This is a genomic window from Thermogemmatispora sp., from assembly GCF_019683635.1.
Classification (GTDB): Bacteria; Chloroflexota; Ktedonobacteria; order Ktedonobacterales; family Ktedonobacteraceae; genus Thermogemmatispora.
The window spans coordinates 1-18,918 of record NZ_JADGIA010000095.1; the positions used below are offsets into that span (position 1 = coordinate 1).

16 protein-coding genes are annotated in these 18,918 nt (G+C 59.1%); 7 read left to right on the forward strand and 9 right to left on the reverse strand.

Translation table 11 applies throughout. The features are described from left to right. The first annotated feature begins 572 nt into the window (after positions 1 to 572). A complete protein-coding gene (locus tag IRZ31_RS11895) occupies positions 573 to 1,961 on the forward strand; it encodes a glycoside hydrolase family 1 protein (protein WP_297153868.1) in 1,389 nt (462 codons plus the stop codon). 32 nt (positions 1,962 to 1,993) lie between these two features. Here IRZ31_RS11895 and IRZ31_RS11900 read toward each other — a convergent pair whose 3' ends face one another. Beyond that, the gene (locus tag IRZ31_RS11900) at positions 1,994 to 2,230 is read right to left on the reverse strand and encodes a hypothetical protein (protein WP_297153871.1); all 237 of its coding nucleotides are present in this window, start codon (positions 2,228 to 2,230) and stop codon (positions 1,994 to 1,996) included. A gap of 205 nt (positions 2,231 to 2,435) precedes the next feature. Between IRZ31_RS11900 and IRZ31_RS11905 the strand changes: the two genes are divergently transcribed. Both IRZ31_RS11905 and IRZ31_RS11910 read left to right on the forward strand, forming a co-directional pair. Further along, a complete protein-coding gene (locus IRZ31_RS11905) occupies positions 2,436 to 3,437 on the forward strand; it encodes a BON domain-containing protein (protein WP_297153874.1) in 1,002 nt (333 codons plus the stop codon). A 328-nt stretch (positions 3,438 to 3,765) separates the two neighbouring features. Then, a complete protein-coding gene (locus IRZ31_RS11910; RefSeq protein ID WP_297153876.1) occupies positions 3,766 to 5,259 on the forward strand; it encodes an AAA family ATPase in 1,494 nt (497 codons plus the stop codon). Between the two features lie 82 nt (positions 5,260 to 5,341). Here IRZ31_RS11910 and IRZ31_RS11915 read toward each other — a convergent pair whose 3' ends face one another. The 4 genes from IRZ31_RS11915 to purU all read right to left on the reverse strand — a co-directional run bounded on the left by IRZ31_RS11915 (position 5,342) and on the right by purU (position 8,870). Further along, entirely contained in the window at positions 5,342 to 6,583 is a 1,242-nt protein-coding gene (locus IRZ31_RS11915; RefSeq protein ID WP_297153879.1) for a PLP-dependent aspartate aminotransferase family protein, read from the reverse strand. Then, complete coding sequence (locus IRZ31_RS11920) at positions 6,580 to 7,167, reverse strand: hypothetical protein (RefSeq protein WP_297153882.1); 588 nt, start codon at positions 7,165 to 7,167, stop codon at positions 6,580 to 6,582. The genes IRZ31_RS11915 and IRZ31_RS11920 overlap by 4 nt, the downstream gene beginning before the upstream one ends. A gap of 35 nt (positions 7,168 to 7,202) precedes the next feature. Further along, complete coding sequence (locus IRZ31_RS11925) at positions 7,203 to 7,733, reverse strand: redoxin domain-containing protein (RefSeq protein WP_297153885.1); 531 nt, start codon at positions 7,731 to 7,733, stop codon at positions 7,203 to 7,205. Positions 7,734 to 8,012: 279 nt separating this feature from the next. After that, a complete protein-coding gene (gene purU, locus IRZ31_RS11930) occupies positions 8,013 to 8,870 on the reverse strand; it encodes a formyltetrahydrofolate deformylase (RefSeq protein WP_297153888.1) in 858 nt (285 codons plus the stop codon). A 279-nt stretch (positions 8,871 to 9,149) separates the two neighbouring features. Between purU and IRZ31_RS11935 the strand changes: the two genes are divergently transcribed. Further along, entirely contained in the window at positions 9,150 to 9,692 is a 543-nt protein-coding gene (locus IRZ31_RS11935; RefSeq protein ID WP_297153891.1) for a YceI family protein, read from the forward strand. A 125-nt stretch (positions 9,693 to 9,817) separates the two neighbouring features. On the opposite strand, the gene IRZ31_RS11940 is transcribed toward IRZ31_RS11935, so the two are convergent. Further along, complete coding sequence (locus IRZ31_RS11940) at positions 9,818 to 10,633, reverse strand: Cof-type HAD-IIB family hydrolase (protein ID WP_297153894.1); 816 nt, start codon at positions 10,631 to 10,633, stop codon at positions 9,818 to 9,820. Positions 10,634 to 10,638: 5 nt separating this feature from the next. Then, entirely contained in the window at positions 10,639 to 11,109 is a 471-nt protein-coding gene (locus IRZ31_RS11945; protein ID WP_297153898.1) for a GNAT family N-acetyltransferase, read from the reverse strand. A 194-nt stretch (positions 11,110 to 11,303) separates the two neighbouring features. Between IRZ31_RS11945 and IRZ31_RS11950 the strand changes: the two genes are divergently transcribed. From IRZ31_RS11950 to IRZ31_RS11960, 3 genes are all read left to right on the forward strand, one after another. Then, entirely contained in the window at positions 11,304 to 12,179 is an 876-nt protein-coding gene (locus IRZ31_RS11950) for an LLM class flavin-dependent oxidoreductase (RefSeq protein WP_297153901.1), read from the forward strand. 271 nt (positions 12,180 to 12,450) lie between these two features. After that, on the forward strand, positions 12,451 to 12,888 hold the full coding sequence (locus IRZ31_RS11955) for a hypothetical protein (protein ID WP_297153904.1): 438 nt from the start codon (positions 12,451 to 12,453) through the stop codon (positions 12,886 to 12,888). Between the two features lie 1,000 nt (positions 12,889 to 13,888). Continuing rightward, positions 13,889 to 15,343, forward strand: coding sequence for a protein kinase (locus IRZ31_RS11960; protein WP_297153907.1), 1,455 nt, complete (start codon positions 13,889 to 13,891; stop codon positions 15,341 to 15,343). A 561-nt stretch (positions 15,344 to 15,904) separates the two neighbouring features. Here the strand turns inward: IRZ31_RS11960 and IRZ31_RS11965 are convergent. Next, the gene (locus tag IRZ31_RS11965; protein WP_297153910.1) at positions 15,905 to 16,744 is read right to left on the reverse strand and encodes a polyprenyl synthetase family protein; all 840 of its coding nucleotides are present in this window, start codon (positions 16,742 to 16,744) and stop codon (positions 15,905 to 15,907) included. Between the two features lie 1,181 nt (positions 16,745 to 17,925). Beyond that, positions 17,926 to 18,534 (reverse strand): hypothetical protein, encoded by a 609-nt coding sequence (locus IRZ31_RS11970; protein ID WP_297153912.1) that lies wholly within the window; start codon positions 18,532 to 18,534, stop codon positions 17,926 to 17,928. Positions 18,535 to 18,918 lie beyond the last annotated feature (384 nt).

Genomic DNA, 18,918 nt, shown 5'->3' on the forward strand with positions numbered 1-18,918 from the left:
ATCAATTGTTGTGATTTTTATTATAATGATATGGGTCATAAATTCCCATAAAATAGGAAGAAAGTAACTTGCCCATTTAATGGGAGCATTGTTACACTTTTCCCAGAAACACCGCCAGGAATGACTAGAAAGAAAAGTGAAAGGTATCCTGATGGTGTCACAATCTTCACTGACTGCGGTGCTCTTAGCTAGATAGGACAAGACAGGACAGGAGGAAGTATGTACGACCAGGATGATCGTCTCAACTGTATACGCAACGGCGAAGAAGACGTATGCAACATGTGTGGAGGCTTCGGCTACCTGGACCCTCTCAAGAGGCAGGTTTGTCCTGATTGTCAGGGGACAGGCCGTGTCTCGATCTACCTTCCCAGTTAGCGGCTGATCCTCATCTCCATCGATCTCTCCAGGCAGGGGCGGGCAGATTGGAGCGCTGGCTCGCTGGCCGTATCTGCCCGCCTTAGCCGGCTGGTCTTGCTCTGGCTGGCTATGCGGGCTAGAATAGACACAGGTGCCGCGCTGCTGCGCTGCTGCGCTGCGCCTCCCGCACACAAGCTCGTACCCAAGGAGAGAGAATGGCGAGAGAACGCAAGCTGCAGTTCCCCGAGGGCTTCCTCTGGGGCACGGCCTCATCGGCTCATCAGTGTGAGGGTGGCAATGTCAACAACCAGTGGTATCGCTGGGAGCAGCAAAGGCGGACCCTGACAGGCGAGCGCAGTGCAGTAGCCGCCAATTGGTGGCTACAGGCCGAGCGCGATTTTGAGCTGGCCGAGCAGATGGAGAACAATGCTCTGCGCCTGAGCCTGGAGTGGAGTCGCATTGAGCCGGAAGAAGGGCGCTGGGACGAGAGCGCTCTGGATCGCTACCGTGCTCTCCTGAGTGACCTGCGCCGGCGTCATATGACACCCCTGGTGACGCTGCACCACTTTACCGATCCGCTCTGGTTCGCCGATCGCGGCGGTTTTGCCCGCGAGGAGAATATCCGCTATTTCGTGCGCTTTGTCCGTTTTGCAGTAGAGCATCTGCGCGACCTTTGCTCGTTCTGGTTGACGATCAACGAGCCGAATGTCTACGCCTTTCTGGGCTATCTCACTGGCGAGTTCCCGCCTGGCGAGCAGAGCGCGCTCCGGGCTTTGCACGTCTTGCGCAATCTGATGGCGGCCCATGTGCAGGCTTTCTATGCTATTCGCGAATTGCAGCCCGAGGGACAGATCGGCTATTGCCTTAATTATCGTCTCTTAGATGCTGCTTCTCCCTATTCCTCCCTCGATCGGGTAGTGGCTGGTCTTCAAGATACCTTCTTCAACTGGCTGGCGCTGAAACTGGCTGAGGGTGAGCGTTTGCCGCTCCCGCTGAGGTTCGTCCTATCGGCGGTGCCGCGAGCGGCGGGTGCGCGCGACTATCACGGCATCAACTACTACACTCGCGATCTCGTCGCCTTTGACCCGCGGCGACCAGGCGAACTTTTTGGCCGGCGCTTTCCGTGCCCAGGAGCACCGATGCAGGACCCTGGGCGTGGTGGCTACTTCGGCGAGGTCTATCCCGAGGGTCTCTATCGCGTGCTCCATTTGATTTATCGCAAGACGCGAGGCAATAAGCCGCTCTATGTTACCGAGCATGGCCTCAATGATGCCGAGGATCGTCTCCGTCCGCGGGCCATTTTGGAGCATCTGGCCATGCTCCATCGTGCTATTCGTGAAGGGCTGCCAGTGCGTGGCTATTTTCACTGGACGCTGGTTGATAACTTCGAATGGAACGAGGGCTGGAGCGCCCACTTTGGTCTGGTCGAGCTGAACCCACAAACCCAAGAGCGGCGTCCACGTCCCAGCGCCAGCATGTTCGGGGAGATCTGCCGGGCCAACGCCATCACTGAAAGCATCGTCGAGCGTTATGCTCCCGAGGCCGCAGCTACGATCTTTGGTCCGGTCACTGCCGCGGGCCCGGGAGCACAGGTGCTGATCTGAGCAGGTTGCTGCCTGGCCTGGGGCGCCGGGCCTTAGCTCTCGCTCAGCAATGCCCGGCGCAATTGCGGGTCGGGACAGAGGTGCGGAAATCGGCGGCTGTAGCAGACCATGCAGTAGTCGCCGACCAACTCCTCATCTTCACCTGTGCCATAGTAGGTGATGGTATGTGGCGGACAGGCGTAGTGTCCACAGGGGCGTAGCTCCGCCTGGTCACGATGTGGCAAGCTGTGGGGAAACTGCTCGATATAGCACTCGTGTTGTTCGCTCATCACTCTCTTACCTCACTAGAAGGAGCTTCTTGCCCGAGGGCGCGGCTGGTAGCCTTCGGCTCTTTCATATTACCAGAAAGTCTGCCGTCGTCCAGGCGCCTTGCCGGGTTATGTCGGCCCATGCTACACTCTCTTGTGGTGAAAGCTGGCAGCTCGCCAGTTTTCTATCAAGCTGCCAGCATTGGGAAGGTACGCGAGGAATGCGATGATGAAAAGCGAACTTATCTCTGAACTGCTCAAATTCCGCTTCGGCAGCAAAGTCTTTTGCGCCGATGGAGAATATGGCGTGCTTGATGAAGTTGTCGTTGAGCCGGCCCGGCGCTCCGTCACTCATGTAGGAGTCAGTCGAGGCCTCTTCGTCAAGAAGCGCTTCTATCTCTCCTTCAGTCGGGTCAGCGAGGCCTCTAGCGATGGTGTGAGGCTGACCACCAGTCTGACTACCCTGGAGCAAGAGGCAGTCGCCTCGCCAGGCGGGGTGCGTCTCTCAGGGCGCAGTCTCGTCGAGGCGCCGGCTGCTGGTCAACGTGGTACCCTGCTCTTGCTGGCTGTCCAGCCCGGCAGCGGCGAGATTGCTTATGTGGTGGCCCATAATCTACCTGGGGGACAGGATACCCTCTTCCGCACGAGCACGATCGCCGAGCTGACCACGAATGTCGTGCGTCTCAACATCTCAGCTGAGGCCCTCAAAGGGCTGCCGCCCTATCGGCCCGATCGCGACTTGCAGCGTGAGGTCGAGGCTGTCCTGTTTGACCTCTATCCGCTGCGCGTTGATCTGCAAGGGATCTCGGCGCGCGTCCTGGACGGCGTCCTTTATCTGGATGGCAACATCTCCAGCACTCTGCGCGCCGACCTGGTTGAGCGCCAGGTGATGGGGGTGCCGGGCCTGCTGGAGATCAGGAACAATTTGATAGCCGACGATACACTCGCCAGCGAAGTCGCGCTGGCTTTGGGGCGCGATCCGCGCACGCGGGGCCTCCCCATCGGGGTCTACCCGCGGCTGGGCATCGTGCGGCTCAGTGGAGCCGTGCGCACGGAAGAGCAGAAGCGCGTTGCGGCGGAGATCGCGCGCTCAGTTCCTGGCGTCCGGCAGGTCCTCAACGAGCTAACGGTTAATCCCACAGCTGGGCGTCTGCCTGTCATGGCCTCCACTGGAGCGGAGGAAGAGGATCTGGTACCGGGCGGACGCTACGTACGTCATACAAAGTAAGCTGCTGCCACTGGAAACGGCATCTGCATCATTGTAACTGTGGCCCGCTTGCGCTTCGCTTCGCCCAGGTCAGGATGGCGCTCTCCTCTCCTGATGCCCTGGCGAGCAAGCAGGAGTGATTGGAAAGCTCGCCTGGCCAGGACCTGCGGGCGGGTGGCAGAGGCTGCAACGGGCCAGCCTTGCTTTGCCTGATCCTTCCGCGTCGATTGCCGAAATTCTCCACTTCTTTCGGAACTTTCCCCTGTAAAGAGATCCTCGCTCAGTGAGCGGTATCCCACTAGAAGAACAATATACTGGCCCTTGACTGAGCTGGAAGAAATGCATGCATATGGCAGAGGATGCGATGAAAGAGCAAAAGTGGTTGTACCCGGGGGGGTCTTTGTCAGAGTCGCAGGATCATCGACCGACGGATGAGCCAGCTCTGAGCTGGTGCCGGGAGCTGAAAAGCAAGGAGATTACTGTTCTGGGGCTGGAAAAGCTCTGGCGTCAGCTGAACCTGACCGGTTCCATGTTGATCATCCAATCTCCTTTTGTATCAACATCATCTTTTCTTACACACTATGAGCATCACCCGCTGCTACTTGACCGTCTGGTGGCGGCAGGCCAAAGGCGCAAGCGTCCGCGCTTTGGTCAACTCAGCGGCTGGCGTTCGCTGCCGGCCCCTGACCTTGCCTGGGGTCTCACTGTCTCGGCTAGAGCTGAATGCCTGTTCAAGTCTGACCTGACACGTCGCGCCGAGCTGGGCGACCGGGGAACGCAGCCAGCTTCTCTCTACGGTTGGAAGCTCTACCAGTTTGCCAGCGGCTGGACGGCACTTTCTGTCTATTATGTGGAGGAGGACTACGACAACGTAGCTTTCACTGCCTTGCCCCAGGGTCGTCAGGATGAGTGGCTGGCTTTTCTAGATCTTCTTGTGGAGACCTACAAGCAGCATCTCCATCAGCATGGACGCGGCAGCATTGAGATCGTGGGAACAGCGACGAAGCCGCGGGATCTCATCACGGTGATTCGGCAAGCCTCATGGAATGATGTGATCTTGCCAGAGGCGACCCGTGCACTCGTGGAAGCCCAGCGACGCATCTTTGATCCCACCGTCCTGCGGCACTATGCCGCCCTGAGAGTGCCCCGTCTCCGCAAAGTCCTCCTGATCGGACCGCCCGGGACGGGGAAAACCACGCTCCTCAAGGCTGAGGGGGCCTATCATGCTCGCCGCGGGGGGCGCGTGCTCTATGTCGCGCCTTCGACCAGCAATTACGACGGGGGCAGTTCCTGGAACATGCTTTCGATGGCTTTGCGAACGGCGGCTGATAGCCGCTTACCGACGCTGATACTGGTGGAAGACTTCGAATCGTTCGTCTCTGATCCTAAAGAGCAGCAAATCATACTCAATACGCTCGATGGGGTGGCAACGCCTGATAATCCTGCCGGTACCTTGCTGCTGGCGACAAGCAATAACCCGGAGCAAATTGATCCACGCATCCGTGATCGTCCCGGGCGCATCGACGCGCTCATCGAACTGGGGCTAGTCCAGGATGAGCAGCTGGCTGCGCGCTTCCTTAAGCACCTGCTAGGAGCTGGCTACCGTGAGGAGGAACATGGACCCGTAGCCTCGCAGCTCCTGGGACAGCCTGGCAGTCACCTGCGCGAAGTCTGCCTGACTGCCGCCCTGCACGCATTGGAGGACAATCGCACAGCAGTCCTGGCCAAAGACCTCCTCTGGGCCCATGAGGTCATTTTGAACGGAAGGGCTGCCGCGGCTCAGAGCGAGCGCTTCGCCCCTCCGCCACCGCAGCGGCGCGGCAGCTACTTCGGCAAGCGCTAGCTCAGGCAAGTGGAAGGAGACGGGGGCTACCCCACCCCAGCACGCGGTGCTCTCCCGGTCTCCTCCACACTAGCAGTGACTCTCAAGCTGTCGCCTGCTGCAGAGCCTGATCCAGATCGTGCATAATATCCTCGGCGTCTTCGATCCCCACCGAAAGGCGCACACAGCCCTCGGTGATGCCAGCCTGTTGTAATTCGGCACAAGAGAGATCACGATGGGAAGAGATAGGCGGATAACTCACCAGCGTGTGGACATCTCCGAGGGAGGTAGCAGGAGCGCAAAGCTGCAGGCTGTCCATGAAGCGAAAAGCGGCGGCGCGGGTCTGTTGTTTCAGCTCGAACGAGAGCAAACCGCCGAAGCGCTCGGTAGCAAGCAAGCGTCGAGCCTGCTCGTGTTGCGGATGCTCGGGCAAGCCTGGGTAGTGGACGCGAGCCACTGCTGGATGATCGCGCAAAAAGTGAGCGATGCGCATCGCATTTGCGCAGTGGCGTTCCATGCGCAGTGCCAGCGTCTTCATGCCGCGCAGGATCAAGTATGACTCAAAAGGACTCAGCATCGCACCCAGCAAGGAAGCGTAGGAGCGCAGCGACTGCAGCAGGCTCTCGCGGGCGCTTACAACCAGGCCGCCGGTGCTGTCGCCATGCCCCCCGAGGTACTTTGTCGCACTATGGATCACCAAATCGAAGCCGTGTTCGATGGGCCGGAGCAGGCAGGGAGTCGTAAAGGTACTATCGACCAAAGTCACGGCTCCCACCTCGCGGGCGGCGGTGCTGATAGCATCGAGATCGGTCACCTTCACCAGGGGATTCGAAATCGTCTCGACAAAGACAATATCGGGCTGCTCGCTGCGGATGCGCTCCGCTGCAGAGGCACAGCACAGGTCGCAGAGCACGATCTCCACACCCTGGGGAGCAAAGACCTGACGCAGGAGAGCGATCGTCTGGCCATAGAGATCCTGAGCGGCCAGGATCTTCGCCCCTGGTGTCGCACCCGCGGCCAGCAGAGCGGCATGAATCGCCGCCATTCCCGAGCCGAAGGCCACCGCCCCGACACCCCCTTCAGCCCGTGCCAGCACCTCCTCCAGCTGCGTCGCATTCGGGTTTCCCTGACGCGCGTAGACAAAAGAGCGCTTCTCTCCCGGGGCTGGGCTCTTGAAAGCCTGGTCTAGACGCTCCATATTGCCGTGCAAATAGGTCGTGCTCGCATAGATGGGCTGTACGATTGATACATGAGCAGGCCCTTCGCTCCAGCGCTGTCTGCTGTCCTGTACCAGCTGCGTCTCCAATTTCCAGGCGGCTGAAGAATGGTGATCTGTCAAGGTCATCCCCCTCTCTGGAGTGAAATGAGTGCCCGTCCCAGGTCTCCCAGCGCGAGCGAGGCACAGGCGTAGAGCCAGGGGAGCCAGACGGGCACACCGAGTAGATCGGCGTTCTGCGGAAAAGAGAAGATCCCAGCATTCACCAGGATCATCTCGATCAGCGTCCCCGTAATCGCCACCACGGCGGAGAAGATCAGGTTTTGCCAGCTTCGCCCGGCTAGCAGCCAGAAATCGAGGTAGAGCAGACCCAACAGGCCGCAGCGGGCGAGGGGAGCGAGCGGTATGCCCCCCAACAGGTAGGCTAGACACAGCCAGCCGAGAGCGGCGATGCTCGTTGAGAGACGGCGCACGGTCCTCGAATGCGTCAGAAGAGGATCTAGCAGGGGATGAGAAAGACCAATAGCGACGGCGGCGCTGCCGGTGAGGAGCGGCACCCACCAGGGCAAACCGAAGAGCGTGGAACCGGCGACCACAGCTGTGCTGTAGCGCTTTACCCCCTGATGGACGTAGAAGGCATCAAGGACACTTCCCCCAGTGGCTCCCAGGAGGAAGAGCAGAACTGCAGCCCGGCCCCAAGCGCTCGTATACATTGCTGGCTCACTCAACCTTCCCGGTCCGCCACTGGCTAGGGACAGCACAGGCGGTTTAGATAGCGCAAACACGACAGCAGCTCGCTGAGCGGCGGAAGCGCCTGCTCGTCAGCGCTGACCCACTGCTGATAGAGTTCGCCGTAGCGATCAGCCAACAGCAGGCTGGGATTGAGCGCGCGCTGAGTGGCCTCCCACTGCGTCAGGCGGGCAATGACCTCTCCCGTGGGATCAGCGAGCAGTGGGAAAGGGAGCCGTAGACTGGCCTGGGCCTCCGCGTTCCGCACCAGGTGATCCGGGCTGATGGCCAGCAGGCTGCACTGCTCCTCGCGCAGTACTGGCTCTGCCTCCGCGAACTGCTGCAAGAAGATGCGTGTGCTCGGCAGCTCGACACTGCGTACAATTAGCAGCAAGAGGTGATTTCGCTGCTTGTAGTCATGGGGACCCCGCAGGACCCCAGCGGGGTCTGGAAGCGCGAAACTCGGGAGCATCTCACGCGCTCCCAGCTTCGCCTGAGCGGCCAGAGCTGGCTGCGCGCATGAGGCGCAAGAAGACAATGACTCATCCATGACGCTTACCACTTTCTCTTGCTCTCTCTGCTGTTTTTGCGGAGTGCTAGCCAGCCTCTCACCTCAACAGCTTGGCAACCAGCGCCCCGCGGTTGGCCAGACAGACCGAATTGGCAGGCCGGACTCTCTCGCTCCCTTAAGGGACTGAAGGGCTAGGCTGGCTGCCTCCGTACTTGCGGTGCGCGGCTTCTGCCCGCAGCTGCCTCCCCTCGAAGGAGGCCCGGTGTAGCGGACGACAGCCTCCTCTCAAGAGATTATCGCACAGGCGCAGCATTCTGGCTAGAAAACAATCGTGCGATTCTTATACACGAGCACACGATCCTCGCTGTGCAAACGCACGGCCTCAGCCAGCACTCGGCGCTCTACATCGCGCCCCTTGCGGATCAGGTCTTCGATACTATCGCGATGGTTGCAGTGGATCACATCCTGAGCGATAATCGGCCCCTCGTCCAGCTCCTCCGTCACATAGTGAGCGGTTGCCCCGATGATCTTTACCCCTCGCTCGAAAGCTCGCTCATAAGGCCGGGCCCCTGTGAATGCTGGCAGGAAGCTGTGATGAATATTGATAATGCGCTGAGGATAGGCTTGCACGAAAAACGGCTCCAGGATCTGCATGTAGCGCGCCAGAATCAGAAAATCCACCTTGCCTTCCAGGAACTCCAGCATGCGCTGCTGATCAGCAGCACGGCTCTCAGGGCGAATTGGAAAATGATAGTAGGGGATCTGGTACATGCGTGCCAGTGGCTCCAGATCGGGATGATTGCTAATGATACAGGGAATATCAATCACCAGCTCTCCATTGCGCCATCGCCAGAGCAGATCGACCAGGCAGTGATCCAGACGCGACACCAGAATAGCCGCCCGTTTGCGGTTGCGTGAATAATGGACGCTCCACTGCATGCCAAAGCGCGCAGCAATTGGCTGAAAGGCTTCGATCAGCTCGCGCTCGTTCAACTGGAATCCCTCTTCTGAAAAGCTGATGCGCATAAAGAACGTACCATTTTGTCGAGCCGTTGCGTATTGATCCGATTCGACGATGTTGCCCTGGTGCTCAAAGATGAACTGCGAGACAGCCGCCACGATACCTGGCCGATCAAGACAAGAGATCAACAGCGTAATAACATGATCTTGTTGCATAGAACCCCTCTTCCCAAAAAAAGCATCAGCAGGCAGGTCGCAAGCCAGCGAGAGAGAGGGCGCAGAAGCCCTGGCGCGGCGCTAGCGTCGGTGCCGCTTCCCCCTCGCTGGCTATCTCTGCCGTAGTATAGCAGTAATGGAGCCAAAGCAAAATGTTCTCGGGAAAGAAGCCTCCCTTGACAGCTCTGGGGTACCGATGCTATGATACTTACATAAGTAAAGTACCATACTTTATCTTAGCAAGGATATTACGGAAGCACTGAAGGAGGAAAGTGAGAAGTGACCTGGCAGATTGATCCTGCCCATTCGCGTGTCGCTTTTGCTGTGCGGCACATGATGGTCAGCACAGTACGTGGATCATTCAAAGTTTTTAGCGGAGAGGTAGAATACGACGAGCAGAATCCCGCGAACTCGAAGATTACAGCTCAGGCAGAGGCTGCCAGCATCGACACTGGTCAGGCGGATCGTGACCAGCACCTGCGCAGCGCAGATTTCTTTGACGTCGAGAAGTATCCAACCATTACCTTTGTCAGCACCAAGATTGAGCCGCTGGGCGGCAACCAATACCGTGTCACGGGCGATCTAACCATGCACGGTGTCACCCGTCCCGTCACCTTCACCGGTGAATTCAACGGCCCGATCGTCGATGCCTTTGGGCTGCGTCGTGCTGGCATCCTGGCCTCGGCCACCGTCAACCGTAAGGACTTTGGCCTGACCTGGAACCGGGCCATTGAGAGCGGTGGAGTAATTGTCGACGATCAGGTCAAGATTGAGATCGAGCTAGAGATCACCGAGAAGGTACCCGCTACCGCTAATGCCTGAGCTTTCTCGATAGATTGATCTATTCCCAAAATCATGGAGCCTGCTGATAGTTCATATGCTACTATCAGCAGGCTCCGTGTTTTGGGGGGCCGTGTCGCTCCTTGTGTTTCCCTGTCTAAGGCGGGTCATTCAAGGGTTGGCAAAACCAGGCGTTCTAGAGCTTGCGCCACTCCATCGTGGGCGTTATCGCTGGTCACATAGTCAGCAACCGCCTGCACTTCGGGGGGAGCGTTGCCCATAGCGATGCTCAGGCCGGCGAAGCGCAGCATCTCCACATCATTATAGTGATCGCCGATGGCCACAATCTCGGCTGGAGCTACGCCCAGCAGGTGGGCGACCTGACGCAGCGCTTGCCCTTTATTGGCCTCGGGATGCAACACCTCCAGCAAGTCGCGCGTTGACTGCGTCACATGTAGCACCTTACCAAACTGCTGTTGGAGCTGCTGGCGCTTGGCTGGCAGTGTCTCTGGCGAGCCTACGGCGGCGATCTTGATACAGGGACGTGGGTAGAGTGTGGTCACATCATCGACCTCGATCGCCGGTGGCAGCGGAGGGCGGTACCAATCGCGGGCCCGCGGCGTATGGCGATCGACGTAGACGCCTTCCGGTGTATGATAGGCGCGATAGAGGCCCAGAGAGCGAGCTGTCTCTAGAACGGGTAAAATATACTCCTTGGGTAGAAAGCGTTCGGAAAGTACCGAACCGCTGATGATATCGACGATCAGGGCCCCATTCTCCAGAATCTGAGGGCCGCTCAGGGGCAGGCCGGCGCAGACGTGGCGCAGCACGGCCAGCATCTGGCCGGTTGTAATCGTAATTGCCATACCGGCGGCGCGGGCGATCTCAAGGGCTTGGCGCGCGCGCCGCGTCACCTGTTTCTCAGGGAAGGGGGTCAACAGTGTCCCATCCAGATCGATGGCCAGGAGACGATAGCGTTGCATCTTAGTTACCAGAGCAATTCCATCTCGCGCGTTGTTGGAACAAAGCCTTCGCTGGCGTAAAGTGAGCGACCGGCGGCAGTAGCGCGCAACCAGAGGCGGCGCGCGGGGGTTTGCTGGCGGGCGTAGGTTACGATCTGACGTAGAATAGCTCTCGCCAGACCCTGGCCTCGCCAGGCTGGCAGCGTATACATATTAAGGACATAGCCCTCCAGACCGGCTTCATTCTCGGACGAGGGTGGGCGATGCAAAAAAACCAGGCCGCCAGTAGCCGCGATTGTTCGCTGCTCGTCGACCTCAGCGACCCAGGCTAGAAATTCCTCTCGCGGCAGCGCCCGGAGAAGATAAGAGTCTGTCAGCTCGCGGAGCCGTCGCTCCTGCTGCTCGTCGACGATCTTGCCCGTCTCCCGCAGCAGGGCCAGACGGAGCGCCGTTAAGGTGGCGATATCGGCACTGGTGGCACGGCGTATGAGGGGCATAGACTTCACGTTACTCCTTGCCAGGTTCAGCAGCGGCTAGAGGCTATTTTCCTGTGGCAGACTCCAGCCTACCGCTTAGCTTATCACCTGCGTCGGTGAGCTTGCAAACTATTGGCCCTGTGTGTCACACTTACAGAAGTACAGTACCGGTGACAAAGTGAGTCGGCAAACTGAGTTTCTAGAAGGAGAGAACCATGAAGGTTGGCATTGGGCTGCCGGCCTCGATCCCGGGGGTTGATCCTGACCTCATCCTAAGGTGGGCGCAACGTGCCGAAGAGGGACCGTTTGTCTCCCTGGGCCTGATTGACCGGCTGGTCTATCCCAATCTAGAGCCGATGATCACGCTGGGCGCCGTAGCAGCGGTCACCTCACGCATTCGCCTGATGACGACTGTCCTTCTTGCGCCGCTGCGCAATACTGCCATACTGGCCAAAGAAGCGGCAACCCTGGACGCCTTTTCGCGTGGGCGTCTGACGCTAGGGCTTGGAATCGGCGCCCGCGAGGACGATTTCCTCGCAGCGGGGGTACCATTCCACCGTCGCGGCAAGATCTTCGATGAGCAACTTGCCCTCATGAAGCGCATCTGGTCCGGCGAGCCCCTGAGCGCAGCGGTGGGCCCCATTGGTCCCAAGCCGGCACGCCCCGGGGGACCCGAGGTCCTGCTCGGTGGCTATTCGCCAGCAGCGATTCGGCGCCTGGCGAACTGGGGCGATGGCTTTATTGCCGGCGGCAGCGCGCCCGACCAGGCTGCACAATTCTTCCAGCTGGCCAGGCAGGTTTGGCAGGAGGCGGGTAGACCCGGCAGACCGCGCCTCGTCGGCTCGGTATACTACGGTTTGGGCGAGCGGGCAGTTGAAAAAGCTGATGCCTACCTCAGTCATTACTATGCCTTTGCCGGCCCTCGTGCCCATCAGATGGCGCAGATGATCCCCACCACGCCGGAGGCTATTCGTCAGACTGTGCAGACCTTCGCCGAGGCAGGTGCTGACGAGTTAATGCTGTGGGCTACCATACCTGAACTGGAACAGGTAGATCTCCTGGCCGAGGCAATCGCGGGGCTGCAGGTCTGATCAGATCTGCTGACTGGCCCGCAGTAAGCCAGCCAGCAGATCTGCCATCTGCTTCTTTTCAGATCCTGGCGGCTGTTCTTCAATCCGCTCCCTCTCCCCTACCTGGTGGTGGCCTGTAGTCTGTTTGCCTGCGGGCGCCTCCCCTGCTGGCCACTGCCTCCTGAAAGTCCTGGTAAAAAGAAAAGGAGGTGCCGCCTCGCTCTCAGGTGTGGTATAGTTGTTGCAAGCGCCGTGTAGTTTGTGCAAAGGCTGAGAGCAAAGGAGGGCAGGCATGCCTATTTGCCCAATCTGCGATGATACCGGCCTGCAGAATTCGGATTCGGCCCACCCCCAGTTTTGCTACTGTTCGGCTGGTAAGCAGGCGCGCAAGGAGTGGGAGGCTGCTCAGGCAAGCCGAGGCCAGGGGGGGCAGGCGAATCAAAGAGAGCAGGATCAGCGTCAGAAGCAGCAGCAGAAAACCAGCTTTATTGATATTGAGCGGCTTGAAGAGGTCAACGCCAGCGTTGATGCCATGCGTGCTTCCTTGATTGGGTCGCTGGCAGGCGAGGCGGCCCAGTCGCTCAAGCTGCCTGCGGTGCAGCTGCTCTATCAGGTGGCTCATCCTGGCCACGAGGTGACGGTCTATGAGGCTACCCAGCTCTACGAGCTGGCGAAGGCTTTGGAGGGCTTCTTCACCGCGTTGGCTCCGATCGGGCGCAAGACGCGCTGAACGAAGCGTGCGGCTCGATAGCACAAACGGGTAGCGTCATTGACAGCTGTAAATCCTCTCCTCTATACTCTCGACAAGTGCACCCTGCACGAATTTTGTGTGGGGTCCAGTGCAAGGAAAGTTTGCTTTTTATTTCACGTTATTTCGCGAAAGGTGTCCTTCCTCTGCGCGCGCTCTCATGAGAAAGAGGGACTGTTAGCTGCAGTTGCGTGGTTGCCTGCCTGGCTTCCCGGCTCTCTTCTTCTCGGAGAGGGTGGGGTGGCAAGAGGAGCCAGTGTTAAGCGCCTTATTTCTCGCTGTGTCAGGGAAGAATTCTGTTGCAGCTGGCGCTCTCTTGAATAGACAGACTCCCGTTCGGAGATTAAAATCGGGGATTAAAAAGAAAAGAATAGAAGAGCAAGCTGGGCGCACCTCTCAAGCCCGTTCTGGGATTAGAAATGAGGAGGAAGAGTCCATGATATGTCCTCGTTGTGGCAACGAGTGGGATGCAAGCAAAGGCCCCTGCACCCGCTGTGGTCTGGTCATCCGCCTGCCGGGCCTTTCTGGGGGGGGGGCATCGGCGTCAGGGTGGTCGACATCTTCCCCTGTCCAACAGCAGAAGTCTTCTAGTGCTGCCGATTTCCCGCAGCAACGTTCAGGCCCGCTATCTAGCTTCCCTCCAGGGCCTTCGTCTATGCGGAGTGGGGCACTCAACAGCCCGGGGGCCGGGGGTGGAGCGCGTACGGGGTCGTCGACGACGGGTACAGGTGCGCGTTCACCTTTTGGAACGTCAGGCCCTCTCTCTAGCTCCTTTGGGACTGGTCCGGCCAGCGCTGGTTTCGGCTCAGGACCGGGAACAGGTTCCCTGGACTCGGCAGCTCGCCGCACCGGACCTGGTTCTGCCGGCTCGAAGGTGAGCAGGCCGCTCTCGCAGCCAGGAATAGGCGGCTCCGATGCTGCGGCGAACAGAAACCTGGCTTCTCCCAATCAGCAGCGTTCCCCGCTGGGATCTTCGCCGTCCATGCGCAGGGAAGCTGCGGGCGACTCTTCCCTTCCTTCACCTTCGCGCCCAGGTGTGCCTTCGCGTGCTCAGGTCCCCACTCGCCCCAGTCGCACGAGCGGCGCTCTGCCACAAGATCTCTCGCGCTCGCAGAGTCCGCTCCGGGTTAGTCGTCTAGTGACTGATCCTTTAGCGCGCGAAACACCGGTGCCGCCGACTTTTCCTTCGACGCCGACGCCGACGCCGACAGTGACCACCGCAACTCCTTTTCCGGCTTCGATGCCGTCTTCGACCACCAGTCCCAGTAGCAGTGGAATCTTGGGAGGCACGCTACGGCCCTTGATGCCGGGAACGATGCTCAGGGGTGGGCGCTATCGTCTTCAAGAACTGCTAGAGCGTCAGGAGTGGCTCAATGGCGTCTTCGAGGCTACGTGGAATGGTCAGGATGCCCAGCGAGCCGGGGCGCAGGTGATTATTTGTGAGCTGGTCATTCCCGAAAGCTCCTCCGCTGCTGTGCAGTCGATGTTGCGTACGGCCACAATGACGCTCTCATCTATTGGTCGACATCCCCGGGTTCCGGCTTTGTTAGATGCCTTCAGCGATCAAGGGCGTAGTTTCTTCGTCTTCGAGATGGTCGAGGGTGAGAGCCTGTTGGCGCGTCTGCGCCGCAGCGGGCGCGCGTTGCCAGAGCAGGAAGTGGTTGAATGTTGCTTGCAGATTACGGATGTTCTGGAGACGATGGCTCAGCAAACGCCCCCGCTGGTGCATGGCCTGATTCGCCCTGAGCATATCGTTGTGGCGCGTTCTGGCTCTCAATATCTGCTGACGAACTTTTCGATCGTGCTGGCCGGCGGCGCCACCCAGTTTATTTCCGGGCTGGATCGCTCTCGCCTCTCTCCTTATCTGCCTCCGGAATTCATGCGCGGGGCGGTGGATAGCCGCACCGACCTCTACTCGTTACTGGCAACGGCCTATCATTTGGTGACGGGTAGTCCTCCAACGGCGATGAGTGGTAGCATCGCGCCAGCTCAGCGGCTCAATCCTTTGGTCAGCTCAGAATTCGAGGCTATTCTATCGAAAGGCTTGCGTCCTATCGCAAGTCAGCGCTATCAGAGTCCCGCCGAACTCCGCCACGATCTATTAGCGCTGCGCTCGGCGATTGGGGGAACTGGCTCCATTGTCGAACAATGGCCTGAGCAATCGATTCCGCTCTCGCCACACCCGGCTTCGACGCTTGCCTCGACCTCTACGCAAGCACCCGCCTCGCCGTCGTCGGTGCCTGATAGTGTGGCTCAAGCCTTGCCGTTGATGCTGGGGGCGGTGCTGGAAGAAGAGGAGCAGCGTCTGCTCTTGCCGCGACCCGAGGACCTGCCTCCGATGCGTGAGAGCAACGACACACTCAATGCGGCCTTGTGGGTGGCTGGCATCCTGGTAGCGCTGATTGCCGTGGTCATCTTCGCGCGCGGGCTGTTCTAATGAGGGGACTGCTGCAGCTCTGCCCCTATCCGGACCGGACCCAATGATTATGAGGAGCTGATCACTCAGCCTCCTCTCGTGGATAGGGGGTGCATGCAGACTCGTTGTTTCAGCCCGCCCGCGCTCCAGCAGCGGTGATGACAGAGAGTTGCTCTAATGACTGGCTGGCTGGCTGGAAGGAGAGAGAAGGAGCAGAGAGAGTAAACAGGCCTCTCGTTGACGATCTGCTCTTCTTCTGTAGAGTCACTTGCATCGCGAGCCGACGCGCTCTCCAAGGCTTGTCTCTGAGGGGATTCTCTCAGGCTGGCTAGTAGGCAGGAGGACGGGTGAAGGAGGCTGACCGGACTGGCCGTAGCCTGTTCTTTCTGTTTTATTGCCTGGTTCCATGCCTGGAGGTGGCCAGGAGGCGCATGATGGTGACAATCCGTCCTGGCGCACCGCCGAGGCCGATGGATGGCTCCAGCTCCGCTTTAGCTTGAGGGTGCTGGCTCAAGCCCAGGTCGGTCAGCGTGGGAGCAGAGCAACCTGGCCTGTCTTTCCTCTCTCAAGATGCGGTCAGCCTCAGCGCTTGCGCAAGACAACGAAGTCAATTAGTTCATCGAGGACATCGCGGTCCGTTGAAGGAGGAAAGTGATACAGAGCCTCTCGCGCCCGCGCCGCATAGCGGTAGGCATCTTCGAACGAGCGTTCAATTCCGCTGCCACGGGCGACCCACTCGACGATTTCTCGGATCTGCTCTTCGCTCCCTCCCTCGCCTGAAAGCAGAAGCTGGACCTGTTGATGATGACCATTGTGGGGCTGGCTCTGCAGAGCATAGATGAGCGGAAGCGTCACCAGACCCTGGCGCAGATCGTTCCCCGCGGGCTTGCCGATTGTGGTCTGATCTTCGGTGTAATCCAGCACGTCGTCAATAATCTGGAAAGCAATGCCCAGATTAATGCCGTACTCATGTAAATGCTGAATCTCTTCGTCTGAGGCCTCGCTGAGAATCGCGCCACCTTTGCAACAAGCCGCGATCAGACAGGCTGTTTTATGGCTGATCTTCTCGTAGTAGCCCTGGACGGTGAGATCCAGGCGACGAGCGCTGAGCATCTCCATGATGGTGCCTTCGCAGACAGTAGCGACTGTATCGGAGAAGAGATGATTAATGCGATTATCTTCGATATCGGCGATCAGGCCAGCAGTTTTGGCAAAATAGTAGTCGCCAAGTAAAATCGCAATGTGATCGCCCCAGAGAGCATTGACGGTCGGCTGACCACGTCGGGTGTGGGCTCCATCGACAATGTCATCATGAATAAGCGTCGCCAGGTGAACCATTTCGAAGGCGACGCTTAGGGGCAACAGCTTCTCAAAGCGATAGACCTTCAGTTTCCCCGAGAGCAGCGTGAGTGCTGTTCTCAAGCGTTTGCCTGGCGAGGAGAGTGCGTGCATAGAAGCCGAATTCAGGATGGGGAGACCAGATCTGGCACGCTCCTGGAATACTTTATCTACTTCATCAAGATCAGCCTGGATACCCGCAAAAAGGCGGCTTAAGGTGGCTGTGTCGTTCATATGATGTGCGGCGTAGAGGCCCCGGGCTGGCTGGCTTAGACCTGGCTGTGCTACGTACGGCTGTACTTCGCTGCGCACTGCAGCCGGGGGAAACGCCGTCCTCCTTTCTTCCTGGTCTTGGCGAGCGACAGCAAGATAGTACCCTTCCCGTGGAAGGAGGTGCTCATCACCTTCGACAGGCGAACGGAGACCCTGCATGGCCTCCGTTGCCATGTCTGACGAGCTAGAGCTAGCCCTGACGTTCAAGTGCGGGCCAAGCTGGCCCTGAGACAGTGCAAACAGAGTACTGCGCCGGGCGGGCCAGGATCAGGCGGCCTCTCGTCTTCCCCCGTTTCAGCCAGAGCGAGAGGCAGGTCAGGTCCCTGGCTGGAGGATGCAGGGTAAGAGAGGAGAGCCTGTATGCATGCGGTTCCTTTCTCCTGTGATGCTCCTCAGTTTAGCGAGCATACGCGAAAGAACAAGTTCCTGCCAGCTTGCCTACCGTCTTCCATCACAGGGTATGACGAGTACCTCAACATGCACACAGGGGCGGGAAGAAACCACGCCCCTGTGTGTACCTCCCTTCAGATTATAGCATGCCTTATCCACGATCCTGCTCAGGTGCCTTCGTAGCTAATGGCCCTCGCTGCTGTCCCCCTCATGGCCATCAAACCCTTTCGCTCGCTTGTCGCGCTCGCTGCGATCAGATAACGGCGGCGCTCCGCTGTTGGGGCGTCTGTCTGGCGGCCATTGGCTGGCATCGGAAATTTGGACGCCCACGTCAGATCAGATCAGGGCCGCTTGTAAGAGGAGACGAGGCTCCTGCTGAGCGTGTAACATCCAGACCGCCTGAGTGTGAGGCGACCAACCTGTCGAGTGCGAGCGAGTGCACCGATCTCTGGTGATTGACGCAGGGCCGCTGCGGGCTGGCGGTCCAACCTGCTGGCGGGCAGGTAGAGCAAGATGGACGGGCCAGAGCCATGAGCTTGGGCTGCACTTTGAGACTCGGCGAGATGCTCTCTGCTCATCAAAGGCCGGGACAGAAGAGTGGGCTAGTCCTCTTGCTGTTGTGGCGCGCTGGTGCGCTCTGGAGTCTCTGGCCCTGTCGGATGATCATCGGCCTGAGAGGAGCCAGCAAGGTCGGGTGCTGCTGATTGAGAAAGGGTGGAATACCCCTCAGCCGACGATGCTGGCTGATGGCCATTGAGCGAGAGATGCCCGAGCAGGTGATCGGTTTCTTGCGAGACCTCCTCCCAGAAGGCTTTATCGCGCTGTTTGCTATGGTTCTTCTTCTCTTTTTCGACCTTCCCGCGCTCGCGAGCGGAGCGTGTGTTGCCAGATGAAGAACGAAAGCCGTTCACGGAGGCAGGCGGATGGCGGTATCCAGGGCCTGGATAGGGGGCGTCGTATTCATAGACGCCGTTGTGCTTGCCGCCACCTTTAAATGGCTCGATATCTGTTCCATAGGGCGAGCCATGCTGTCTGCGCTGGGGAGGAGGTGCGCCCCGCAGGCGATGTTGCTCCCGGTGGGGTTTGCCTGACTGCCAGCGGTTATTGCTGTTAGAGAAAGAAGGCCCTCCCTGCTCTCGCTCGTACGAGCGCGGTCCCTGCTGTGCGCGAGGGCCGGGACCGCCACGTCCCATATTCCCTGTCCCGGTCATACGGCCTTGGGATCGTCGGTTCTGCTGGCCTTGAGGTGAGCGGTTCTGCGGTGGCGTCCAGGAACTACTGGACCGGTAGGGCGGGGTGCTGGTCGACTGGAAGTAAGAAGGCCCATAAAGGTCCGCACGCGGCTGATAATCTGGATGGTGCAGGCGGGCACCCATCTGCCAAGCCCGGTCGACAATCTCACGATTCAAACGAGGGCGCTTCGGGCGGGCAGACCGCTCCTGGTTGTATCTGTCGTTGGCTGACGACTGGTTGCGAGCGGAAAAGCGAAAAGTATCTCTTCGCCTGTTTTCGAATTCTCTGGTCATATGTCCTTTCTGCTCGTCCCATTGAGGGGTAGAGTAATCACGAGGTAGACGGTGCAGCCAGGAAAGGAG

What these genes read in the sequence shown, in the direction of transcription:
- IRZ31_RS11895 (WP_297153868.1), top strand. Translation starts at nt 573, where the DNA reads ATGGCGAGAGAACGCAAGCTGCAGTTCCCCGAGGGCTTCCTCTGGGGC.
- IRZ31_RS11900 (WP_297153871.1), bottom strand. Translation starts at nt 2,230, where the DNA reads ATGAGCGAACAACACGAGTGCTATATCGAGCAGTTTCCCCACAGCTTG.
- IRZ31_RS11905 (WP_297153874.1), top strand. Translation starts at nt 2,436, where the DNA reads ATGATGAAAAGCGAACTTATCTCTGAACTGCTCAAATTCCGCTTCGGC.
- IRZ31_RS11910 (WP_297153876.1), top strand. Translation starts at nt 3,766, where the DNA reads ATGGCAGAGGATGCGATGAAAGAGCAAAAGTGGTTGTACCCGGGGGGG.
- IRZ31_RS11915 (WP_297153879.1), bottom strand. Translation starts at nt 6,583, where the DNA reads ATGACCTTGACAGATCACCATTCTTCAGCCGCCTGGAAATTGGAGACG.
- IRZ31_RS11920 (WP_297153882.1), bottom strand. Translation starts at nt 7,167, where the DNA reads ATGTATACGAGCGCTTGGGGCCGGGCTGCAGTTCTGCTCTTCCTCCTG.
- IRZ31_RS11925 (WP_297153885.1), bottom strand. Translation starts at nt 7,733, where the DNA reads ATGGATGAGTCATTGTCTTCTTGCGCCTCATGCGCGCAGCCAGCTCTG.
- purU (WP_297153888.1), bottom strand. Translation starts at nt 8,870, where the DNA reads ATGCAACAAGATCATGTTATTACGCTGTTGATCTCTTGTCTTGATCGG.
- IRZ31_RS11940 (WP_297153894.1), bottom strand. Translation starts at nt 10,633, where the DNA reads ATGCAACGCTATCGTCTCCTGGCCATCGATCTGGATGGGACACTGTTG.
- IRZ31_RS11945 (WP_297153898.1), bottom strand. Translation starts at nt 11,109, where the DNA reads ATGCCCCTCATACGCCGTGCCACCAGTGCCGATATCGCCACCTTAACG.
- IRZ31_RS11950 (WP_297153901.1), top strand. Translation starts at nt 11,304, where the DNA reads ATGAAGGTTGGCATTGGGCTGCCGGCCTCGATCCCGGGGGTTGATCCT.
- IRZ31_RS11955 (WP_297153904.1), top strand. Translation starts at nt 12,451, where the DNA reads ATGCCTATTTGCCCAATCTGCGATGATACCGGCCTGCAGAATTCGGAT.
- IRZ31_RS11960 (WP_297153907.1), top strand. Translation starts at nt 13,889, where the DNA reads ATGCGCAGGGAAGCTGCGGGCGACTCTTCCCTTCCTTCACCTTCGCGC.
- IRZ31_RS11970 (WP_297153912.1), bottom strand. Translation starts at nt 18,534, where the DNA reads ATGACCGGGACAGGGAATATGGGACGTGGCGGTCCCGGCCCTCGCGCA.